Here is a 20961-nt window from a genome sequence, read left to right as displayed (position 1 = left end):
TCCCGGCGAGGATTATCGCGCGGATTTCGCTTCGTTATTGTCCTGAGATCCCTGGTCCGGACCGCCCACGCCGCGACGTTCCACCCAAGGCTCGCGACCCGGCTTCATCCGCACCGAGACCAGGAAAATCGCCACCCCGGCGAGCGCGATCAGCAGGGCCGCCACCTGGTTGGTGCGCAGCGGACCGACGTAGTAGCTGAAGTCGGTGCGAATCCCCTCGATCCAGAACCGGCCGGTGCCGTAGACCAGCATGTACAGCGCGAACAGCCGCCCCCAGCCCAGTTTGAACTTTCGGTCGAGCGCGAGCAACAGCACTCCCCCGCCCAGGTTCCAGACCATCTCGTAGAGGAAGGTCGGCTGGAAGGTGGCCACGTGGGCGTACTCGGCCGGACGGTGGACCGGGTCGATCTCCAGCCCGAGCGGGCCGTCGTCGGGGCCGCCGAACAGCTCCTGGTTGAACCAGTTGCCGAGGCGTCCGATGCCCTGGGCGATGATCAGGCCGGGCGCCAGCGCGTCGGCGAAGGCCGGCATCCGGGCGCCGAGTCTGCGTGCGGCGATCCAGGCACCGAGCGCGCCGCCGATCAGCGAGCCGAAGATGGCGATGCCGCCCTGCCAGATGTACAGCGCGGTGAGCGGGTCACGGCCGGGACCGAAGTAGTCCTCCCAATGGGTGACGACGTGATAGATCCGGGCGCCGACGATGCCCGACGGGATCGCAACCAGCACGATCGTCTCAAACGTCTCGGCCTGTCCGCCGCGGGCGACCCAGCGGCGGGAGCCAATCAGCCAGGCGGCCACCATGCCCGCCATCAGGCAGAGCGCGTAGAGGTGGATCGTCAGCGGGCCCAGCTCGAACTTGCTGATGTCGGGGCTGGGAATGGAGAGGATCACGAGCCCCATCCTGCCCGACCCGCACAGAAGTTCAACGACCCACGCCCGCCGCCAGCTCGCTGGTCAGGGCGCGCAGCGCGGTGAAGTCGCCGGGCGTCCCGGCATCCTCGGCCGCCAGCAGCGTCTTGATCAGCGCCGACCCGACGATCACGGCGTCCGCGAAGGCGCCGATCTCGGCGGCCTGATCGCCGTTGCTCACGCCCAGCCCGACGCCGATCAGCGTCTCGGGGGCGAGTGCGCGGATGCGGGCGACCAGTTCGGGCGCCAGCGAAGACGTCTGGCCGCGGGCTCCGGTGACGCCCATCACCGCGGTGGCATACACCCAGCCGCGGCAGGCCTGCGTGGTGGCGACGATGCGCTCATCGGTCGAGCTGGGCGCGACCAGGAAGATCCGGTCCAGGCCGTGGGCGTCCGAGGCGGCCATCCACTCGTCGGCCTCGTCGGGGGTCAGGTCGGGGGTGATCAGGCCCGCTCCCCCGGCGTTGGCGAAGTCGCGGGCGAAGGCGTCCACCCCGTAGCGGTCGACGATGTTCCAGTAGGTCATCGACACCGCGGCGGTTCCGGTGGCGGCGACGGCCTCGACGGCCGCGAACAGGTCGCGGGTCCGGACGCCGCGGGCGAGCGCCGAGGTGCCGGCGCGCTGGATGACCGGGCCGTCCATCATCGGGTCCGAGTACGGCATGCCGACCTCGACCAGATCGACGCCCGGGGTGTCCCCGTCGCCGCAGATGACCCGCATCGCCTCCAGGGAGAGCGGCACGTCGGGGTAGCCGACGGGCAGGTAGCCGACCAGGGCGGAGCGGCCCTGCTCGCGGGCGGCCAGCAGCGCGCGCCCTGAGTGGCCGGCGGTGCCGGCGGCGGTGATGCTCATCAGAATCCTCCCACGGTCTGATCGGGTGTGCCGTCGAGCCCGAACCAGCTCAGCGCGGTGGCCACGTCCTTGTCGCCGCGCCCGGACAGGCATACGCAGATCAGCGGCTCCAGATCGGGCTGCTCGGCGGCCAGCCGGCGGCCCAGGCGCAGCGCCCCGGCAATGCCGTGCGCGGATTCGATCGCGGGCATGATGCCCTCGGTGCGGGTGATCAGCTGGAAGGCTTCCATCGCCTCGGCGTCGGTGACCGGTTCGTAGCTGCCGCGCCCGGACGCCGCCAGGTAGGCGTGTTCGGGGCCGACGCCGGGGTAGTCCAGGCCGGCCGAGATCGAGTGCGACTCGACCGTCTGGCCGTCGGCGTCCTGCAGGATGAAGGTGCGCATGCCGTGCAGCACGCCCACCGACCCGCCGGTGATCGAGGACGCGTGCCGGCCGGTCTCGATGCCGTCGCCCTCGGCTTCGAAGCCGTACAGCTTCACCTGCGGATCGTCGATGAAGTCGGCGAACATGCCCATCGCGTTCGATCCGCCGCCCACGCAGGCGGCCACCGCGTAGGGCAGCTCACCGAACCGGTCCAGGATCTGTGCGCGGGCCTCGGTGGAGATCACCCGCTGGAACTCCTTGACCATCCGCGGGAACGGGTGCGGGCCCGCGACGGTGCCGATCAGGTAGTGGGTGTTGTCGACGCTGGCGACCCACTCGCGCATCGCCTCGTTCATCGAGTCCTTCAGCGTCGCCGAGCCGGACTCGACGGCGATCACCTCGGCGCCGAGCAGCTGCATCCGGGCGACGTTGAGCGCCTGGCGGTCGGTGTCGACCTTGCCCATGTAGACCCGGCACTCCAGGCCGAGCAGCGCGGCGGCGGTCGCGGTCGCGACGCCGTGCTGGCCGGCGCCGGTTTCGGCGATCACCCGGGTCTTGCCCATCCGTTTGGTGAGCAGCGCCTGGCCGAGCACGTTGTTGATCTTGTGCGAGCCGGTGTGGTTCAGGTCTTCGCGCTTGACGATGAGCCGGGCGTTTCCGGCGTGCTCGCTGAGCCGCGGCAGGGCGGTGACGGGGGTCGGACGCCCCGCGTACTCGGTGCGCAGCCGGTGCAGTTCGGCGCCGAAGGCCGGATCGGCCATCGCCTCGTCGAACGCGTCGTTGAGCTGGGTGAGGGCGGCGTTGAGGGCCTCGGGGACGTACTGGCCCCCGAACAGGCCGTAGTGGCCGCCCGCGTCGGGCAGGGTGGGTTCGCTCACGCGAGCATTCTCCTCCTCGGCGGGACTTCGGCCCGCCGGTCTTATCGTTGGGCCCTGGTGCCGGCGTCGATGAACGCGGCCAGGGCGGCCCGCGGATCGCCGTGTTTGACCAGCGCCTCGCCGACCAGGATGGCGTCGGCGCCCGCGGCGGCGACGCGTTCGACGTCGGCGATGCCGAGGATGCCGGATTCGGCCACCTTGACCCGGTCGCCGGGGATCAGGCCGGCCAGCTTCTCGAACTGGGCGAGGTCGACCTCGAGGGTCTGCAGGTTGCGGTTGTTGACGCCGATCAGCTCCGCACCCAGCGCGACGGCCCGGCGGGTCTCTTCGGCGGTGTGCACCTCGACCAGCGGGGTCAGCCCCAGGTCGAGCGCGAGGCCGTGCAGGCGGGCGAGGTCGGCGTCGTCGAGGGCGGCCACGATGAGCAGCGCCAGGTCGGCACCGGCAGCACGCGCCTCCCACAGCTGGTACTCGGTGACGATGAAGTCCTTGCGCAGCAGCGGCGTGTCCACCGCCGCGCGCACGGCCACCAGATCGGCGAGCGTGCCCGAGAACCGGCGCTGCTCGGTGAGCACCGAGATCGCCGTCGCCCCGCCGGCCGCGTATTCGCGGGCCAGCGCGGTCGGGTCGGGGATGTCGGCCAGCGCGCCCTTGGACGGGGAGCGGCGCTTCACCTCCGCGATCACCGACACCCCGGGCGCCCGGAGCGCGGGCAGCACGGAACGCGCGGGCGGCGTGCCCGCCACCGCGTCCGTCACCTCGGCCAGCGGTCGCGCCGCCTCACGCGCGGCGAGGTCCTCACGGACGCCCGCCACGATGTCATCGAGAACACCCATCCGGTCGCTCAGTGATCCGCGTACTGCTGGCCGTAGCCGAGTTTCACCATCACGCCGCCGACGATCACGGACGCGGCCATCAGGCCGAGCCCGATCCACACGACCGTCCAGGAGATGTTCATCAGGAAGCCGATCGCGGCGACGATGCTGCCGATGGTGGCGATCACGCTGGCCGTCCAGGCTGCCGGGGTCCTGCCGTGGTGGTACTTCGCGCCGTCGCTCATGCGCCGCCCCTTTCGTCGTCGGTGGGGTCAAGCCCCTGGTCCATAGCTTTCCAAGAATCCAGTGCCGATGTCACGTCCACCGGCTCACCGGCGTTTCGTTTCCGCCGGGACGCCGGTGGTTTCGCGACCAGCCAGACCGACGCGGCGGCCACCAGCGCGCCCGCCGCCGCGTAGCCGAGGGCGCCGCCGGTGGCGGCCGCGACGCGCTCGTTGGCGATGCCCGCTTCGACGATCGTCTGCGCGATCAGCGCGTCACCGGGCGCCGGCACGGTCAGCCCTGCCGCGACCATCCCCAGCCCCGCGAGCGCGGTGAGGACGCCGACGATGCGGCGTCCGCGCGGCCCCAGCGAGAGAGTGAGCAGCACCGCCGCAAGCACGAACACCGGCAGCGCGCTGGCCAGGCCGCTGGTGCCGGCCTGGCCGGTCAGCGGCGCGGAGCCGCTGCCGAAGCCGGACGACCAGGTGACCGTCCACCAGGGCAGTTGGGTGCCGGCGGCCAGGCCGGCCAGCCCGGCCGCGGCGAGCGCGGCGCGCGGGTCGATCCTCACGCCAGCCTGCGCATGCGCGAGGCCAGCGCCACCGCCCGCAGGGCGGCCGCCGCCTTGTTCCGGGATTCGAGGTCTTCGGATGCCGGCACCGAGTCGGCGACGATGCCGCCGCCGGCCTGCACGTAGGCGCGGCCGTCCTTCAGCACCGCGGTGCGGATGGCGATGGCGACATCGGAGTTGCCGGCGAAGTCGAAGTAGCCGACGACGCCGCCGTACAGGCCGCGGCGGGACACCTCGAGCCGGTCGATGATCTCCATCGCGCGCACCTTGGGCGCCCCCGACAGGGTGCCGGCCGGGAAGCAGGCCAGCGTCGCATCCAGTGCGGAGTATTCGTCGCGCAGCTGCCCGACGACGGTGGACTCCAGGTGCATGATGTGGCTGTAGCGGCGCACCGCCATGAACTCGACCACGCTGACCGTGCCGGGCACGCACACACGGCCCAGGTCGTTGCGGCCCAGATCGACCAGCATCAGGTGCTCGGCGCGCTCCTTCGGGTCGCGAACCAGGAAGGCCTCGTGCGCGGCGTCCTCCTCCGCCGTCGCGCCACGCGGCTGCGAGCCGGCGATCGGGTGGGTGAGCACCCGCCGGTCGTTGACGGTGACCAGCGCCTCGGGGCTGGAGCCGACGATGGAGAGGGCGTCCAGGCGCAGCAGGTACATGTACGGGCTCGGGTTGGAGCGGCGCAGCACCCGGTAGACGTCGAGCGGGTCGGCCTCACACGGCGCTTCGAAGCGCTGGCTGACCACGATCTGGAACGCCTCGCCGGCCTTGATGTCCTCGACGGCCGCTCGGACGGCGGCCTCGAACTCGGGCTGGGTGCGCTGGCGGGTGTACTCCACCGGCTCGCCGGCGGGCGCGGGCAGCGAGAGCAGCGGGCTGGCGGGTTCGCGCAGCCGGGCGGCCATCCGGCGGACGCGCGCGACGGCGTCCGCATAGGCGACGTCGATGCGCTCGCCGGTGTCGTCGAAGTTGATCGCGTTCGCGATCAGCCACACCTCGCCGGTGTGGTGGTCAAGGACGGCCATGTCGGAGGCGAGCATCATCACCATCTCGGGCAAGCCGAGGTCGTCGGGGTTGGAGTCGGGTAGCTTCTCCAGCCGGCGGACCACGTCGTAGCCGAGGTAGCCGACCATGCCCGACACCATCGGCGGCAGTTCGGGATCGCGCGGGGTGTGCAGCCGCTCCAGGGTCTCGGCGAGCACCGCGAGCGGGTCGCCGCCGGTGGGCAGGTTCGCCAAGGCCCGGTCAGCCCATGTCCAGTGCGCCTGGCCACCCTGCTCCGAGAGCACGGCAGCCGAGTTGACCCCGACGATCGAGTAGCGCGCCCACACGCCGGCCTCGGCCGACTCCAGCAGGAAGGTGTTCGGCCGGTCGCCGCACAGATGGCTGTAGAGGCCGACCGGGGTGAGGTCGTCGGCGAGCAGCCGCGTCCAGACGCTGACCACCCGGCAGCCCTCCTCGGACGCCTTCGCCCGGAAGCCGTCCAGGTCGGGCGTGACCGGCTCAGGGTGGGAGGCCACCGCATCGTCGGCCAGGAGTTCGCGGGCGTCGAAGCAGGTCGCATCGCCGGTGTGGCAGGCGCCGCCGGTCTGGTCGACGCTGAGCAGGATCGTGTCGCCGTCGCAGTCGAGCTGCACCCGGCGCACATGCTGGGTGTGGCCGCTGGTCAGGCCTTTCACCCACAGCTCGCTGCGGGAGCGCGACCAGTAGGTCGCCTGCCGGGTCCGCAGGGTGAGCGCCAGCGCCTCGTCGTTCATCCAGGCCTGCATCAGGACGGCACCGGTGGTGGCGTCCTGCGCGACGGCGGCGATCAGGCCGTCGGCGTTGCGCTTGAGGGCGTCCGCGAGCTCGGGTGGAAGCGTGCTGGGCATGGGCGCCATTGTTCCACGACGACTCCGCCGTGACCGCCGCGTCCCGGTGCGGGCTTGGCTAGGGTGTGCGCATGGGTTTCGCCAGGCAGGAACGAACGGCACTGTGTGATGCGCTGGAGGCGGCCGGCCCCGATGCGCCGACGTTGTGTGAGGGCTGGACGGCGCACGATCTGGCCGCCCACCTGTGGGTGCGCGAGAACGATCCGTCCGCGCTGCCGGGTATGTTCCTGGCCGCGCTGGCGGATGTGACGGATGCGCGCATGCATGCGACGAAGCGGCGCTGGACGTATCCCGAGCTGATCCACCAGATCCGTCGCGGGCCGCGCCCGATCTCGGTGTTCGCGGTGCCGGTGCTGGACGAACTCGCGAACACCGCGGAGTTCTTCGTGCACACCGAGGACGTCCGCCGTCCCGCCGGGCTGCCGCCCCGTGACCTGGGCGTGGAGTTCGAGGACACCATCGCCAAGAGCCTGAACACGACCGCCAAGACGCTGTTCCGCGGGGCGCCGTGCGGGGTGGTGCTGGAGCGCACCGACCGCGGCCAGAAGCTGCGGGTCAAGCCCGGCGAGAGCACCGTGACCGTGATCGGCAAGCCGTCGGAGTTGCTGCTGTTCGCCTTCGGCCGACGAGCGGACGCCGACGTGCGCCTGGTCGGTGATCCGGGCGCGGAGGCTGCACTGCTGGACCGATAGGCTGGCCAGGCACCTACCCCCAGCCGAGGAGCCGTTGATGAAGGCCAGCGCCGTCGACGGGCGCGTCAAGAATTCCCGTCGCGATCCGGAACTCACCAAGCGCGAGATCCTGGACGCCGCGGCAGCCGAGTTCGCGCTGCAGGGCCCCCGCGGCGCCCGCACCGACGACATCGCGCGGCGGACCAACACCTCCAAGCGGATGATCTACTACTACTTCGGCTCCAAGGAGGGCCTCTACGAGGCGGTGCTGCGCGAGAACTACGCCCGGATCCGTTCGCTGGAGGGCAACCTCGGTCTGGATCACCTGGAGCCGGTCGAGGCCTTGCGCACCCTGGTCTCGGCGACGCTGACCCATTATGAGCGCAACCCGCAGATGGCCAGGATCGTCGCGCTGGAGAACCTGGTGCAGCAGGGCAAGGTGGCTTCTCGGCTGGACGGATTCCAGGAGCTCAACCAGACGGCGCCCGACACCGTCGAGCGCATCCTGCAGCGCGGCCGGGAGGCCGGCGTGATGCGCAGCGATCCGGGCGCACCGAGCGCTCTCGACGTGCATCAGGTGCTGTCGGCGCTCACCTTGAACCGGATCGAGCACCGGGCCACCTTCAAGGTCGCGTTCGGGCGCGACCTGCTCGGCCCCAAGGACCGCGCCCACGTGCGGGCGCTCATCGAGGAGACAGTGCTGCGGCTGGTGCTGGCCGATCCGGCTCAGCTCGGCCTGCCCGCGGAGGATTCGGCACCGGCGGGGCCGGCTCGGGCCGCGGGCTGAGGGCCGCGAGCGCGGCGGCACGGCGGCGCAGCCGGCCGCGGGACACCTTGCCCGAGCTGGTCATCGGCAGCGCGTCGACGTATTCCAGCCGCTCGGGGATCTTGAACTTGGCCACGCCCCGCGCCACGAAGTAGCAGCACAGATCGTGCAGCGACACCGGCTGCTGGCCGGGCGCCACCACGAGGAACGCACAGGCCCGCTCCCCCAGCTGGGCGTCCGGCATGGCGACGACCGCGATCCGCGCGATCGCCGGGTGGGCGAGCAGGATCTGCTCGACTTCGGCGGGACTGATCTTCTCGCCGCCGCGGTTGATCACGTCCTTGCGGCGCCCGGTGATCCGCACGTACCCGTCGGCGTCCATCACGGCGAGGTCGCCGCTGTAGTACCAGCCGTCGGCGTCCAGCACCGACGCGGTGAGTTCGGGCCGGCCGAGGTAGCCGGCGAAGACGGCGGGCCCGCGCGAGGCCTCCTCCCCCTCCACCCCCGGCGGCAGCGGCGCGCGGGTGCGGGGGTCGACGACGCGGATCTCCACACCCGGGCAGGCGCGTCCGTCGGTGCTGAGCACGCGCTCGGCGGAGTCGTGCGCGGTGGTCAGGGTGTGCGGCGCCGACTCGGTGGCGCCATACACGCTGGTCAGCCGGATGCCGAGGGCGTGCGCCCGCGCCATCAGCGGGCGCGGGACCGGTGAGCCGCCGCAGCCGAGGAAGCGCAGCCGGGCCAGGGCGTCCGGCATCTCGGCGGAGGCGCTGAGCAGGGCGTCCATCACCGAGGGCACCGCCATCGACCAGGTGGCGCCGTACCGCGCGGCAAGGGCGGCCATCTCGGCACCTTCGTGGACGTCGCACAGCACGGCGGTCCCCCGGGTGATCAGCGGCAGCACTACCCCGCGCAGGAAGCCCGTCGCGTGACCGAGCGGGGCCGGCATCAGCACCACATCGGTGTGCCCGAGCTCGAGGGCCTGGGCGAACGCGAGCTCGGAGGAGATCAGGTTGTTGTGGGTGAGCATCACGCCCTTGGGCTCCGCCTCGCTGCCCGAGGTGAACAGCACCGCGGCCAGATCGTCACCGGCGGCGTCCGCCCACTCGTGCGGGGGCAGCGGGGCGCAGCGGAGCGCCTCGGCGAGCAGCCACGGACGCCTGCCGCCTCCATAGGTGTCCTGCGGCTCGCCGACGATCAGCACCCGCGGGCGGGCGCACCCCGGCGGGTCGAGCTCGGCCGCGAGCGCGCAATGATCGGTGGAGCGGTAGTGGTCCGGCATCACCAGCAGCGGCAGCCAGGCAGGCCACGATCGCCTGTTCCAGTTCGCAGCGGCGCAGATTGGGCGCGAGCGGCACCACGACCGCGCCGGCCTTGAGCGCGGCCACGAAGACGATCCAGAACTCCGACCAGTTCGGCAGTTGCACCCCGACGCCGTCGCCGGGCCGGACGCCGCGGGCGCGCATCCAGCCCGCGAGCCGCGACGACGCGTGGTCGGCTTCGGCGTAGGTGTACCGGTGCCCGGACCGGTCCACCACCGCGAGCGCGTCCGGCGAGGCCGCCGCCGCGAGTCGCCACCAGGCGAGCAGGCCCGCGTCCCCCCACCAGCCTTGGGCGCGGTAGAGGTCGCGCTGAGCGGCCGGCGTGGACGGCCGGCCGCTCAGCCCCCGCGGCGTCGGTTCGGGGTGATGACGCATGACCTGCTCCTGTCCCGGCGCTGCCGTGCTCACAGCCAGGCGTATTCCTTCTTGAGCTGGCGCGCGATCACGATGGACTGGATCTGGTTGGTGCCCTCCATGATCTGGAACACCTTCGCGTCGCGCATGAGCTTCTCGACCGGGTACTCCTTGGTGTACCCGTTGCCCCCCATCACCTGCACGGCGTCCGAGACCACCTCCTGCATCAGGTCGGTGACGATCTGCTTGGTGATCGCGCCCTCCTTCTGCACGTCGGCGCCGGCGTCGATCATCCGCATGGTGTGCTGCACCAGCGCGCGGCAGGCGACCGTCTTGGCCGACATCCGGGCCAGCATGTCTTGGACCATCTGGAACTCGAAGATGGGGCGTCCGAACTGCTCGCGCTGCAGCGCGTACACGGTGGCCTCGTCGAGCGCCCGCTGCATCATGCCGACCGCGATGGTGGCCATGAACGGACGCGACACGTCGAGTCCGGCCATCGCGACCTTGAAGCCCTCGCCCGGTTTGCCGACCAGGTTGCCGGCCGGCACCCGGACGTTGTTGAGGATCAGGTCGCAGGTGTTGGAGGTGCGCAGGCCCATCTTGTCCTCGTGCTGGCCCGCGACCAGGCCTTCGCGGCCGGCCTCGACCAGGAAGGTGGAGATGCCGCGGGCGCCGGCGGCCGGGTCGGTGGAGGCCGAGATCAGGTAGATGTCGGCGATGCCGCCGTTGGTGATCCAGCACTTCTGCCCGTTGAGCACGTAGTCGTCGCCGTCGCGCACCGCGGTGGTGCGGATGGCGGCGGCGTCCGAGCCTGCACCCGGCTCGGAGATCGCGAAGCAGCCCAGGCCGCCGGCGGCGATGGTGTCGGCGAACAGGCGGGCCTGTTCGCGGGTGCCGGACTGGTGGACGTTGCGGAAGGCGACGAAGGTGGACACCAGCGTGATCGCGTAGCCGGCGTCGACCTTGCCGAGTTCTTCGAACACCATCGAGCCGGTCTCGTAGTCCAGGTTCGATCCGCCGAACTCTTCGGGGAGTTCCAGCATGTGCAGGCCGAGCTCGAAGGCGCCGGCGAAGTCCGCCTTCTCGCAGTGGCTGTCGCGGTCGCGCTGGGCGACGTGCGGGGCGACGTCGGCCCAGACGAACTCCTTCACGGAGTCGATCAGCAGGACCTGCTCGTCGGTGAGCATCTGGGTCATGATGGGGAATACCTCTTTCTGGATGGGTGGCGCTCGGTGAGTGGCACTCGGCGCCGTGAAGTCGGGAACGCGGACGGCGCTCAGGCGGCGCGGGCCACCTCGAGGCGGCTCTTCTCGGCGCGGTCGACGAAGACCGCCAGGGCCACGCCGACCAGCGTCACGCCGGCGTTCAGCAGCAGGACGTTTCCGGGCGCGGCGACCACCCAGGGAGCAGCCAGCGACTGGAACGCGAATCCGCCGATGGCGGAGGCGATCATCACCAACGAGGTCATCAGCCCGCGAGCATGGGGGAACAGCGAGTTGGCGGTCGAGGTGACCAGCTGCAGGACGCCTCCGGCCGCGGTCCAGCCGATGATGAAGCCGGCGGCGGGCACGATCCACGGGGTGTGCACGAAATACACCGCGATCAGGGTGATCGCCGAGACCAGCGGGTAGAAGATGATGATCTGGGTGGCCCGGATCCGGGTGAGCAGCGCGGTGGAGATCAGGATCGCCACCATGGCGCCCGCCGAGTACCAGCTCTGGGTCAGGGCCGGGTTCTCCATGCCGTAGGCCTTGCCGAGTTCCTGGTTGGTGTTGCCCCACAGCGTGAACGTGGTGATGGTGGTGGCGCCGAGCACGATCAGCATGATCATCGGGGCGCTGACGGTGATCGCGGCGCGCGGGGCCGCGCTCGCGGCGTCCTGCTTGGACTCGTTGGGCGGGAACGGCGCGAACAGCAGGCCGACGATGACGGCCGCGATGATCGCGGCGAAGCCGAGGTAGACCGTGCGGAATCCGCCCTCGAGGTCGGCGCCGCCGGTGGCGCTGATGATCAGCGGCAGTAGGAACTGCGCGACCAGGATCGAGAACTTCAAGAACAGGTTCGCGATGTGGGAGTGCTTGGGGAAGACCTCCGACAGGGCGGGGTAAACCGCCGGGTCGAGGAAGCCGTTGCCGAGGCCGGCCACGACGCACATGACGGTGCCGAGCATCGGGTTGGACACGAACACGATGCCGACGAACGACGCCGCCAGCAGCGAGGCGCCGATGATGGCGCCGAGCCGGCGCGACACCCGGTCGGCGATGGGCCCGGCGATCGGGTAGGCGATCAGGCGTCCGACCATCATCCAGGCGATGGCGGCGGCCACACCGGCGACGTCGGTGGACCACTGGCCGGCCAGCGCCGGCTTGAACTGGGCCTGGGCGAACAGCGAGAAGCCCAGCACGAAGTAGGACAGATAGAGCAGGGCGGCGGTCGCCCAGTACTTGCGGGTGGTGGGAGGGCTGGAGACGGTGGTGGCGGTGGACATGATTTCTTCTCTCGTTCATCAGGCGGGTCCCGTCGCGCCGGTGCGGCGGGACCCGGGAGGGTCAGCGTCGTTGGACGCCGCAGGCTCCGCCGGAGGCGATCACGGCCGCGATCTCCTCGGGCGGGTAGCCGAGTTCGGCGAGGATCTGCTCGGTGTCGGCGCCCTGGGCGCGGGTGAGCGCCAGTTCGGGGTCGCCTTGAGACTGGAACCGGACCGGGTTGGTCGGGATCATCCGCTCCGCGCCGGTGCCGCAGGTGACCCTGCGCAGCACGTCGTTGGCCCAGCCCTGCTCGTCGGCGTAGATGTCGGACGGGGTCTGGCAGGCCTCGATCGGCACATCGTTGGCGCGGAAGGTCTGCAACCAGTACTCGCGCTCGCGGGTCGCGAAGGCCTCGTCGAGGACGTCGACGACCTCGCCGTTGCGGCCGGTCTCGTTGAGCACGTCGCAGATGTTGTAGCGCGCGTCGCCGGCGAGGTCGCCGCGGCCGAGCAGGCCCATCACCTTGTCGAAGTCGCGGTCGTATTCGGGCGCGCACAGGGTGAGGATCTGGCCGTCCCCGGCGGTGTAGGTGTTGTTGAACGGGTTGATCACCTCGCGGCGATCCTTCGGGTAGGCGCTGCCGTACTGCGCCGAGATCATCGCGGTGTTCAGCATGAACACGCCGGAGTGGAACAGCGAGGTGGTGACGTAGTCGCCCTGACCGGTGGCCTGACGGCCAAGTAGGGCGGCGAGAATACCGGAGGCCAGCACGAAGGACACCTGGAAGTCGCCGTACCCGTTGGGTGGCAGCATCGGGCGGCTGCCGCGGTTGACCGTGGTGCCGAGGACGCCGCCGCGCGACATGCAGGCGGTCATGTCGAAGCCCGCGGCGTCCTTGAGCGGGCCGCGCGCGCCGAAGCCGAGCACCTGCGCCATCACCAGGCGCGGGAACTTGGCGTGCAGGGTGTCGAAGTCGTAGCCGAGCTTGACCAGCGACTTCACCCGGGTGGAGGTGAGGAACACGTCGGCCTCGGCGAGTAGCCGGTCCATCACCTCACGGCCCGACTCGTGGCGCAGGTCGAGCGTCATGAACCGCTTGTTCATGTTCGACATGTCGAAGCCGAGGTTCTCCTCGTCGGTGTAGGGCGTGCCGAAGACGGCGCCCTGGGTGCGGCCGGGGTCGCCCTTGGGCGCCTCGACCTTGATCACGTCGGCGCCCCACTCCCCGAGCAGGCGTGCGACGGTGGGGGCGGCCAGGAAGGCCGTCATGTCGACGACCTTGATTCCTTGTAGGGGGTTCATGCTTCCTCACTTGCGAGCGAACGGTGGTGGAGTGGGGGTGGTGCACCCGGGCGGGCGTGGCGGTCGCCGGTGTTTCGGCGGGCCCGCCCGGGCGCGGTCGGCGTCAGGAGTTCCAGAGATCCCCGCCGGTCTCGATCAGGCCGCGGGCCGCCGTGATGCGCTGCACGGTCGGGGGGCCTTCTTCAAGCCACATGGCGCGGCAGTCGCGGTAGAGCCGCTCCGCCGGGCCGTAGTCGCACTCCTCGAAGTAGCCGATGCCGCCGAGGATCTCCAGCATGTTGTCGGAGACGATCTTCACCCCGTCGATCGAGGCGAGCTTGCACAGCGACGCCTGCGTCATCGGGTCCTCGCCCTGGTCGTAGCGGGCCGCGGTGTCGTGAATCATCGAGCGCAGCATGTACACCCATTTGCCGGACTCGGCAAGCATCGACTGGATGGCCTGGCGCTTGACCAGCGGCTTGCCGAAGGTGATCCGGTCCTTGGCGCGCGCGATCGAGATCTCCAGCATGCGCTGGGCCATGCCCAGGTTGGAGTCGGCGATGTGCACCCGGGACAGACCGAGGGAGTACATCGCCACGTGCAGGCCCTGGCCGACCTCGCCGAGGCGGTACTTGTCGGGCACCCGGCAGTCGGTGAACCGCAGGCCGGCATGGCCGGCGCCGCGGCAGCCCATCATGTGCGGCATGTCGACGATCTCGTATCCGGGTGTATCGACGGGGACGAAGAACGCGGTCAGCCGGGTGTCCTTGTCGGCCTCGGGATCGGTGACGGTGATCAGATAGGTGCCGTCGGAACAGTCGGTGTGCGAGATCAGCGTCTTCTCGCCGTTGATCACCCACTCGTCGCCGTCGCGCACCGCGGAGGTCTTGATGTCGGCGCCGGAGCCGGCCTCCTTCTCGGTGAGGGCGAAGTTCACGTACAGCGTCTTGTCCTGGAAGCGGGGCATGGCCCATTCCTTGAGTTCGGGCTGGGCGAAGTCGTCCATGATCCGCCAGTTGAGGCCGGCGGCGTGGTGCAGGTGCATCCGCATGCCGCCGGGACCGCGGGAGAACTCCTCCTGCACCTTCATGATCTGCACGGTGGACAGGCCCCAGCCGCCGTACTGCTCGGGCATGTAGAAGCGGTACAGGTGGTGCTGCTTGGCCAGCTCGTAGAACTCGTCGGGGAACTTGTTGGTCACCTCGATCTCGATCTGCATCTCGTCGAGGGGGCCTTGGGCGAGCTCGCGGATCTGAAGCAGATACTGCTGGAACTCTTCGTCGGTCGTCGGCTTGGACGTGATCATGGACATCTCCTTTGATGGCATCGCGCATCCGCGCCAGGGCGGACGTTTCGCGACCTGACTAGCGTGGAAGCTAAAATAATTAACCGGGTAGAACAAACCATAGACCGCGGGAAAGCCTCCGTCAGGGGACTATGGTCCCCACCGTCGAGGACCGCCTCCCGGACCGCTCAGCGGCGCACGATCGCACCCGTGGGGCATTCGGGCGCGCACAGGTGACAGCCACAGCAGGCGTCCGGATCGATCGCGAAGCGGACGCCGTCGCGCGCCAGCACCGCCCCGAACGGGCAGACCGCCTGGCAGTTGCCGCACCCGCTGCAATCGCCGCAGGTCAGGCAGCGGCCCGCCTCGGCCACGGCCGCCTGCAGACCCGAGCCTGCGGCCTTGGCCAGGATGGGCGGCTGCGCCGGGTAGTACCAGCGGGCCAGTTCGTCGGCGCCGACGACGGACGCCGCGGGCGCCTCGGCGAAGTCGCGGCCGGCGAAGTCGGCGATCAGCGCCCGTGCCGCGCGGCGCCCGCGCCCGAGCGAGACGGTGGCCGTGCGGCGCACCCGGCGGTCGGTGTGCACGGGCTGGCGCCACAGCGTCCGCCCGGGCACGATCGCCATGCACATCGAGGCCCCAGCCGCCCACACCACGGCGTCGCAGCCGCGCAGCGCGTCCTCGATCCGGCGCACTCCGCTGCCCGGCACGGCCCGGACGCCGAGGGTGAGAATCCGGCCGATCTCGGCGTCCAGGATCGCCTTCGGCAGGCGGCGCTCGCTGATGCCGCGGCGCAACATCCCGCCGAGGGCGTGGTGCGCCTCGTGCAGCACGACCTCGTGTCCGGCGCGCGCCAGCTGGTAGGCGGCCGACAGTCCACATGGCCCCGAACCCACCACCGCCACCCGGCGCGGCCCACCCTCCGGTGACCGCGGCGCGGGCAGGGCCCAGCCCTGCTCGATCGCGTGGTCGCCGAGCACCCGCTCGCACTCCCGGATCGCCAGCGCGCCGTCCCATCCGCCACGGTTGCAGTCCCGCTCACAGTCGGCGTAGCAGATCCGCCCGAGCACCGCCGGCAGCGGGTTGGCCTCCACCAGCGCACCCCAGGCTTCCCGCACTCCCCCGCCGGCCAGCAGCCCAAGCCAGTCCCGCACCGGCTCGCCGGCGGCGCAGGCCTGATCGCAGGGCGCGGGCCGGGCGGCGACGGCGTACGTCAGCGGGGTCGGCAACGCTCCTCCTCGGGTTTCAGGGCAGACCTCGATCATCGCTGCGAGAAAGCCACGGAATCTAGGACCAAGGGCCATGGACACCCCCGTCCGGCATGCGATGATTGTACTAACCAGTTAATTAGTGGTGTGGACGACGGAGCTGTCGGCCGTCGCGGGACGAAGCGGTCCCGGCACCTCGAGGAAAGAGAGATCCCATGACTGTTGCCGTGGCATACAAGTGGGCCGCCAACCCCCAAGACGCCCAGGTGGGCGCCGACGGGACCGTCGACTGGTCCCGCGCGAAGGCCGCCGTGAGCGAGTACGACCCCGTCGCGATCCAGGTCGGCCGCGCCGTCGCGGACGCCGCGGGCACGCCGCTGATCGGCGTCTCGGTCGGCACGAGCGCCACCGCAGGATCCATGGCCAAGAAAGCGGCGCTCTCGCGCGGCCTCGACAAGGCCGTTCTCGTCGCCGATGACGCCGTCGCCGCGTGGAACCTGACCCAGGTCGCCGGAGCCCTCGCCAGGCTGATCACCCGCACCGGGGACGTCGACCTGCTCGTCACCGGCGACTCCTCCATCGACGAGAACGCGAAAATGGTGCCCGCGCTGGTCGCCGGCCACCTCGGCTGGCCCTGCTTCCAGGACGTCACCGGCGTCAGCAAGACCGACGGCGGCTGGAGCATCACCCAAGAGGTCGCCGGCGGACGCCGCACCGTCGCCGTCACCGGTCCCGCCGTCGTCGCGGTGACCACCGATGCCGCCGCCGTCAAGGTGCCCGGAATGAAGGACATCCTCGCCGCCGGCAAGAAGCCCGCCGAGACCGTACCCGTGGCCGACCTCGCCCTCACCGGCGTGCCGCTACAGGTCGCCGCACGCCGGCGTCCGCAGGCGCGCTCCCGCAAGAACCTGATCGTGTCCGACGCCGCCGCGCTCGCCCAGGCGCTGCGCACCGACGGCGTCCTCTGAGCACCCAAGACCCCCAAGGAGTAGTCATGGCCAACGCCTGGATCATCACCACCACCCCGCAGATCGCCGCACTGATCGACCTCGGTCGCGCCTGGGGCGGCACCGTCACCGTCGTCGCCGTCGGCGAGGACGCCTACGCCGGTGTGGACGCCGTCCGCACCCTCACCCTGCCGCCGGGCACGCCCGCCGAGGCCGCCGCCCCCGCGGTCGCCGCCGCCGTGACCGCCGAGCCGGGCGACCTCGTCCTGGCCCCCAACCGCGCCGCCGAACGCGTGCTGGCCGGCGCCGTCGCGGCGCGGCTGAACGCGCCCGTGGTCACCGGCGTGAGCGCCGTCGCGCCCGGCTCGCTCACCGTGGAGCGCTTCGGCGGGATCACCGAGGAGACGCTGGCCAGCCCCGCGCCGGTCGTGATCGTCGCCGCGGGCGGCGCCGAGGCGTCCGGCGACCCGGTCTCGGCCTCCGCCATCGAGGCCGAGACGCTGCCCGCGACCGTCACCGAGGAGTCCACCACCCAGTCCGACAGCACCGATCTGGCCGCCGCCAAGCGGATCGTGTCGGTGGGGCGCGGCTTCAAAGCCTCCGGCGACCTCGACCTCGCCCGCACACTGGCCTCCGCCCTGGACGCCGAGCTGTGCTGCTCGCGACCGCTGGCCGAAGGAGTGGGGTGGATGCCGAAGGAGAGCTACGTCGGCGTCTCGGGACAGGTCGTCAAGCCCGACCTCTACCTGGCGGTCGGCATTTCGGGCCAGCTGCAGCACATGGTCGGCGCGCGTGACGCGCGCACGATCGTGGCGATCAACGCCGATTCGTCGGCACCGATCTTCAGCCACGCCGACTACGGGGTGGTCGGCGACCTCTACGAGGTGCTGCCCGCCCTGACCGATGCCCTCGCCTAGGAGCGGATGATGGCTTCCTCGCAGGATGACGACGTCTTCGACGTCATCGTGGTCGGCGGCGGCGTCGCCGGCACCGTATGCGCCTACCAGGCCGCGCAGGCCGGCCACCAGGTCGTACTCATCGAGCGCGGCTCACAACCCGGCACCAAGAATCTCTCCGGCGGTGTCTTCTACTGCCGGGTGATGGAGCAGGTGTTCCCCGGTTTCGTCGATCGTGCACCGGTGGAGCGCCGGATCACCCGCAACGTCGTGTCATTCTTGAACGCCACCTCGGCGGTCAACATCGACTACTGGGACCAACGGCTCGCCGCCCCCGTGAACGCGGTCACGGTACTGCGCGCCAAGCTGGACGCCTGGTTGTCGGAGCAGTGCGAGGAAGCCGGCGTCATGGTGATGCCCGGCGTCAAGGTCGATGAACTCATCGTCGAAGCCGGCCAGGTCGTCGGCGTCCGGGCCGGCGAGGACGAGTTGCGCGCCCGGGTGACCGTCCTCGCCGACGGGGTGAACTCGTTCCTCGCCCAGCAGGCGGGCATCCGGCCCAAGCAGCCGCACCAGCACCTTGCGGTCGGGGTCAAGTCGGTGATCCGGCTGCCCCGCACCGTGCTGGAGGATCGCTTCCGGGTCAGCGGTGATGAAGGGGTCGCCTACGCGCTGGTCGGCGACGCCACCCAGGGCTGCGCCGGCGGCGGGTTCCTCTACACGAACGAGGATTCGGTCTCGATCGGCGTGGTGCTGCGCCTGGACGACCTGACCGCCAAGGGGCTGACCTCCTCGGAGGTGCACGACCACTTCTTGCGGCATCCGGCGATCGCGGGCCTGCTCGCCGGCGGCGAGTTGCTCGAGTACGGCTGCCACCTGACCATCGAGGACGGCCCCGCCATGGCGAAGCAGGACCTCACCCGGCCGGGCTTGCTGATCATCGGCGACGCCGCGGGGTTCACGCTCAACACCGGCCTCACCATCCGCGGGATGGATCTGGCGGCGGGCAGCGCGCTGGCCGCGGCGGCCACCATCGATGCGGCGCTGGAGTCCGACGACGTGTCGGGCGCGGCGATGGACCGTTACCGCACCGAGTTGGACGCCGGCTTCGTCGGCCGGGATCTGGCGCTGTACGCGAAGGCACCGGGATTCCTGGAGAACCCGCGGATGTACCGCGACTACGGACTGCTGCTGGCCGACATCCTGCACGGCGTCTTCGATCTCGACACCACGCCGCGCCGGCACCTGGCCGCCACGGCGTGGGACCGGGTGAAGGCGTCCGGAATCGGCATCACCCGCATCGCGCGCGATGCCTGGCAGGCCGTCCGCGCCCTGTAACCCTCAGGAGACCCCTCATGCAATCGTTCCCCAGCGTCACCGAGCGGCTGGCCCGCAACGCCTATGTCACCGACGAGGAATGCGGCCACATTACCGTCCACCAGGACGTCGCCCGCGCGACCGGCACCGGCAAACTGCTGGTGGCGGTCTGCCCGGCGCACGTCTACAGCGAGGAGCCCGACGGCACCATCGCGGTCGAGTACGCGGCCTGCCTCGAATGCGGCACCTGCCTCGCCGTGGCGGCGCCGGGCTCCCTCACCTGGCACTACCCCCGCGGCGGATTCGGCATCGAATTCCGCGAGGGATAGCCCCCGCCACGAACCGGAAGGCCGGCGATGACCGATCCTGTTCTCACCGCAGCGCTGGAGCTCACCGGCCTGCTCGACCTACCGACCGTGCTGCAGACGCTGGTCGGCACCGCGGCGACCCTCACCGATGCTCCCTGTGCGGCGCTGACCGTCCCCGAGCACCACGGTGTGCCCGGCCAGGTGGTGCGCCATCGCGGCGAGGGCCGCCCGCCGGGCGGCGGGTACGGTGCCGCCACCGACCCGCGGCTGCTGGCGCGGGTTCCGGAGGCAGGCGCGCTGCTGCTCGCCGCGCCTGCGCCAGCCTTCCTCGGCGTCCGGATCGCCTTCGGCGACACCGGCACCGCCACGATGACGCTGGCCGGAAAGCAGGCGGGCTTCACCGCCCACGACGCGGAGGCGATCGAGGAGCTGGCCCGGATCGCCGGTGTCGCGATCGCCAACTGCATCCGCTATGAGCAGTCGCGCGCGAGCGAGCGCTGGACCCGCGTCTCGCAGCAGATCACCACCACCCTGCTGGAGGGAACCGACGAGGAGGACGCCTTGCGCCTGGTGGCCGAACGGGTGTGCGAGGTCGCCGAGTCGGACGCCTGCCTGCTCATCCTGCCCTCGGTGGGCGGCGAATGGCGCTGCGAGCTGGCCGCCGGCGCCGACGATCTCGTCGGCCTCGCCTTCCCCGACGAGGGCCGGGCGATGACCGTCCTCCGTCAAGGGTCCGGAGTACGGGTCGACTCGCTGGCGCAGGCGCAGCCGATGCGCGTGCCGCCGCTACGCCGGTTCGGGCCGGCCTTGTACGCGCCCATGGTGGCCCGCGGAGAGACCCTCGGCGTCATCTTGGTGCTGCGCCGCGTCGGCGAGTCCCCCTTCGAGCCGTTCGATCTCAGCATGGCCGAGGGCCTCGCGCAGCAGACCGCGCTCGCGTTGGAGCTCGCCGCCGCCCGGCATTCCCAGGACGTCGCGCACCTGGCCGAGGAGCGGCGCAGGATCAGCCGCGACCTGCACGACCTCGCGATCCAGCAGCTGTTCGCGACCGGCCTGCAGATGGAGGCCGCCCGCCTCTCGTTCACCGGGCAGGATCGTCCCGATCTCGCCGGCCTGCTGGAGCGCGCCCTCGAGGCCGTCGATGAGTCCGTGGGTCAGATCCGCGGCATCGTCGCCGACCTGGAGATTCCGGACGCCGAGGTCGATCTGCTCGACCGGCTGCGCCTCGAACTTGAGGGGGCCGGGGCCGTGCTCGGCTTCGCTCCGAAGCTGACGCTGCTGATCGACGGCCACGAGGAAGGCGACGACGACGTCCCCTCAGCGGCCCAGGCGCTGCGTGCCCGCATCGACGCCGATCTCGCCGCAGACGTGGTCGCCGTGGTGCGGGAGGCACTGAGCAACGTCGCGCGGCACGCGCGTGCCGAGCACGCCCGCGTCTGCCTCAGCCTCGACCGGCGCGGCGGCCACGACGGGCTGCGGATCGAGGTCGCCGACGACGGGGTGGGCTTCTCCGCCGCGTCGGGACGCCGCTCGGGCACCGAGAATCTGGCCGCCCGTGCGCGCCGGCACAGCGGCTGGTCAGGCCTGCAGGCCCGGCCCGAGGGCGGCACACTGCTGGTCTGGGCGGTGCCGCTGAACTGAGTGAGAGGCGCCGCG

Annotated in this window: 21 protein-coding genes and 1 pseudogene; 7 read left to right on the top strand and 15 right to left on the bottom strand. The window is 71.1% G+C overall.

Annotated elements, in window-relative coordinates; translation table 11 throughout:
- Positions 1–12: 12 nt before the first annotated feature.
- The 8 genes and pseudogenes from lgt to hisI form a co-directional block, all read right to left on the bottom strand.
- On the bottom strand, positions 13–900 hold the full coding sequence (gene lgt / locus QM708_RS16500; protein WP_415111087.1) for a prolipoprotein diacylglyceryl transferase: 888 nt from the start codon (positions 898–900) through the stop codon (positions 13–15).
- A 22-nt stretch (positions 901–922) separates the two neighbouring features.
- Entirely contained in the window at positions 923–1762 is an 840-nt protein-coding gene (gene trpA, locus QM708_RS16495) for a tryptophan synthase subunit alpha (protein ID WP_415111084.1), read from the bottom strand.
- Complete coding sequence (gene trpB / locus QM708_RS16490; RefSeq protein ID WP_415111081.1) at positions 1762–3003, bottom strand: tryptophan synthase subunit beta; 1242 nt, start codon at positions 3001–3003, stop codon at positions 1762–1764. The genes trpA and trpB overlap by 1 nt, the downstream gene beginning before the upstream one ends.
- Positions 3004–3044: 41 nt before the next feature.
- Entirely contained in the window at positions 3045–3839 is a 795-nt protein-coding gene (trpC, locus tag QM708_RS16485; protein ID WP_415111078.1) for an indole-3-glycerol phosphate synthase TrpC, read from the bottom strand.
- A gap of 8 nt (positions 3840–3847) precedes the next feature.
- The gene (locus QM708_RS16480) at positions 3848–4063 is read right to left on the bottom strand and encodes an HGxxPAAW family protein (protein WP_415111075.1); all 216 of its coding nucleotides are present in this window, start codon (positions 4061–4063) and stop codon (positions 3848–3850) included.
- On the bottom strand, positions 4060–4611 hold the full coding sequence (locus QM708_RS16475; protein ID WP_415111072.1) for a Trp biosynthesis-associated membrane protein: 552 nt from the start codon (positions 4609–4611) through the stop codon (positions 4060–4062). Before QM708_RS16475 ends, QM708_RS16480 begins: the two co-directional genes overlap by 4 nt.
- Positions 4608–6131 carry an anthranilate synthase component I gene (locus QM708_RS16470; protein WP_415111511.1) on the bottom strand — a complete coding sequence of 508 codons (1524 nt, stop codon included), beginning with the start codon at positions 6129–6131 and terminating at the stop codon, positions 4608–4610. Before QM708_RS16470 ends, QM708_RS16475 begins: the two co-directional genes overlap by 4 nt.
- A gap of 3 nt (positions 6132–6134) precedes the next feature.
- Positions 6135–6491 (bottom strand): annotated as a pseudogene (gene hisI / locus QM708_RS16465) (phosphoribosyl-AMP cyclohydrolase); the annotation flags it as partial.
- A 62-nt stretch (positions 6492–6553) separates the two neighbouring features.
- Between hisI and QM708_RS16460 the strand changes: the two are divergent.
- The gene (locus QM708_RS16460; protein WP_415111069.1) at positions 6554–7174 is read left to right on the top strand and encodes a TIGR03085 family metal-binding protein; all 621 of its coding nucleotides are present in this window, start codon (positions 6554–6556) and stop codon (positions 7172–7174) included.
- Between the two features lie 37 nt (positions 7175–7211).
- Entirely contained in the window at positions 7212–7940 is a 729-nt protein-coding gene (locus QM708_RS16455) for a TetR/AcrR family transcriptional regulator (protein ID WP_415111066.1), read from the top strand.
- Here QM708_RS16455 and QM708_RS16450 read toward each other — a convergent pair.
- The 7 genes from QM708_RS16450 to QM708_RS16420 all read right to left on the bottom strand — a co-directional run bounded on the left by QM708_RS16450 (position 7837) and on the right by QM708_RS16420 (position 15858).
- Complete coding sequence (locus QM708_RS16450) at positions 7837–9120, bottom strand: AMP-binding protein (RefSeq protein ID WP_415111063.1); 1284 nt, start codon at positions 9118–9120, stop codon at positions 7837–7839. The two genes, QM708_RS16455 and QM708_RS16450, sit on opposite strands and share 104 nt — an antisense overlap.
- The gene (locus QM708_RS16445; RefSeq protein WP_415111060.1) at positions 9002–9613 is read right to left on the bottom strand and encodes an AMP-binding protein; all 612 of its coding nucleotides are present in this window, start codon (positions 9611–9613) and stop codon (positions 9002–9004) included. Before QM708_RS16445 ends, QM708_RS16450 begins: the two co-directional genes overlap by 119 nt.
- A 29-nt stretch (positions 9614–9642) precedes the next feature.
- Complete coding sequence (locus tag QM708_RS16440; RefSeq protein WP_415111057.1) at positions 9643–10791, bottom strand: acyl-CoA dehydrogenase family protein; 1149 nt, start codon at positions 10789–10791, stop codon at positions 9643–9645.
- A gap of 80 nt (positions 10792–10871) precedes the next feature.
- Entirely contained in the window at positions 10872–12083 is a 1212-nt protein-coding gene (locus tag QM708_RS16435) for an MFS transporter (RefSeq protein WP_415111054.1), read from the bottom strand.
- A gap of 61 nt (positions 12084–12144) precedes the next feature.
- Positions 12145–13365, bottom strand: a complete 1221-nt coding sequence (locus QM708_RS16430) for a CaiB/BaiF CoA transferase family protein (protein ID WP_415111051.1) — start codon at positions 13363–13365, stop codon at positions 12145–12147.
- A gap of 103 nt (positions 13366–13468) precedes the next feature.
- Positions 13469–14650, bottom strand: a complete 1182-nt coding sequence (locus QM708_RS16425; RefSeq protein WP_415111048.1) for an acyl-CoA dehydrogenase family protein — start codon at positions 14648–14650, stop codon at positions 13469–13471.
- Between the two features lie 167 nt (positions 14651–14817).
- Positions 14818–15858 carry an FAD-dependent oxidoreductase gene (locus tag QM708_RS16420; RefSeq protein ID WP_415111045.1) on the bottom strand — a complete coding sequence of 347 codons (1041 nt, stop codon included), beginning with the start codon at positions 15856–15858 and terminating at the stop codon, positions 14818–14820.
- 194 nt (positions 15859–16052) lie between these two features.
- Between QM708_RS16420 and QM708_RS16415 the strand changes: the two genes are divergently transcribed.
- The 5 genes from QM708_RS16415 to QM708_RS16395 all read left to right on the top strand — a co-directional run bounded on the left by QM708_RS16415 (position 16053) and on the right by QM708_RS16395 (position 20946).
- On the top strand, positions 16053–16805 hold the full coding sequence (locus QM708_RS16415) for an electron transfer flavoprotein subunit beta/FixA family protein (protein WP_415111042.1): 753 nt from the start codon (positions 16053–16055) through the stop codon (positions 16803–16805).
- Positions 16806–16876: 71 nt separating this feature from the next.
- Positions 16877–17701, top strand: coding sequence for an electron transfer flavoprotein subunit alpha/FixB family protein (locus QM708_RS16410; RefSeq protein ID WP_415111508.1), 825 nt, complete (start codon positions 16877–16879; stop codon positions 17699–17701).
- 9 nt (positions 17702–17710) lie between these two features.
- Complete coding sequence (locus QM708_RS16405; protein ID WP_415111039.1) at positions 17711–19018, top strand: FAD-dependent oxidoreductase; 1308 nt, start codon at positions 17711–17713, stop codon at positions 19016–19018.
- Positions 19019–19035: 17 nt separating this feature from the next.
- A complete protein-coding gene (locus QM708_RS16400) occupies positions 19036–19326 on the top strand; it encodes a ferredoxin family protein (RefSeq protein WP_415111036.1) in 291 nt (96 codons plus the stop codon).
- A 27-nt stretch (positions 19327–19353) separates the two neighbouring features.
- Complete coding sequence (locus tag QM708_RS16395) at positions 19354–20946, top strand: GAF domain-containing sensor histidine kinase (RefSeq protein ID WP_415111033.1); 1593 nt, start codon at positions 19354–19356, stop codon at positions 20944–20946.
- Positions 20947–20961 lie beyond the last annotated feature (15 nt).

The organism is Propioniciclava sp., from assembly GCF_047602245.1.
GTDB lineage: Bacteria > Actinomycetota > Actinomycetes > Propionibacteriales > Propionibacteriaceae > Propioniciclava.
The sequence above is the reverse complement of the archived record's forward strand: the minus strand, read 5'-3'. Positions and strand labels throughout refer to the sequence as shown.

Coding starts and splice junctions, on each gene's coding strand:
- lgt (WP_415111087.1), bottom strand. CDS start 900: ATGGGGCTCGTGATCCTCTCCATTCCCAGCCCCGACATCAGCAAGTTC.
- trpA (WP_415111084.1), bottom strand. CDS start 1,762: ATGAGCATCACCGCCGCCGGCACCGCCGGCCACTCAGGGCGCGCGCTG.
- trpC (WP_415111078.1), bottom strand. CDS start 3,839: ATGGGTGTTCTCGATGACATCGTGGCGGGCGTCCGTGAGGACCTCGCC.
- QM708_RS16480 (WP_415111075.1), bottom strand. CDS start 4,063: ATGAGCGACGGCGCGAAGTACCACCACGGCAGGACCCCGGCAGCCTGG.
- QM708_RS16460 (WP_415111069.1), top strand. CDS start 6,554: ATGGGTTTCGCCAGGCAGGAACGAACGGCACTGTGTGATGCGCTGGAG.
- QM708_RS16455 (WP_415111066.1), top strand. CDS start 7,212: ATGAAGGCCAGCGCCGTCGACGGGCGCGTCAAGAATTCCCGTCGCGAT.
- QM708_RS16445 (WP_415111060.1), bottom strand. CDS start 9,613: ATGCGTCATCACCCCGAACCGACGCCGCGGGGGCTGAGCGGCCGGCCG.
- QM708_RS16440 (WP_415111057.1), bottom strand. CDS start 10,791: ATGACCCAGATGCTCACCGACGAGCAGGTCCTGCTGATCGACTCCGTG.
- QM708_RS16435 (WP_415111054.1), bottom strand. CDS start 12,083: ATGTCCACCGCCACCACCGTCTCCAGCCCTCCCACCACCCGCAAGTAC.
- QM708_RS16430 (WP_415111051.1), bottom strand. CDS start 13,365: ATGAACCCCCTACAAGGAATCAAGGTCGTCGACATGACGGCCTTCCTG.
- QM708_RS16425 (WP_415111048.1), bottom strand. CDS start 14,650: ATGATCACGTCCAAGCCGACGACCGACGAAGAGTTCCAGCAGTATCTG.
- QM708_RS16415 (WP_415111042.1), top strand. CDS start 16,053: ATGACTGTTGCCGTGGCATACAAGTGGGCCGCCAACCCCCAAGACGCC.
- QM708_RS16405 (WP_415111039.1), top strand. CDS start 17,711: ATGGCTTCCTCGCAGGATGACGACGTCTTCGACGTCATCGTGGTCGGC.
- QM708_RS16400 (WP_415111036.1), top strand. CDS start 19,036: ATGCAATCGTTCCCCAGCGTCACCGAGCGGCTGGCCCGCAACGCCTAT.
- QM708_RS16395 (WP_415111033.1), top strand. CDS start 19,354: ATGACCGATCCTGTTCTCACCGCAGCGCTGGAGCTCACCGGCCTGCTC.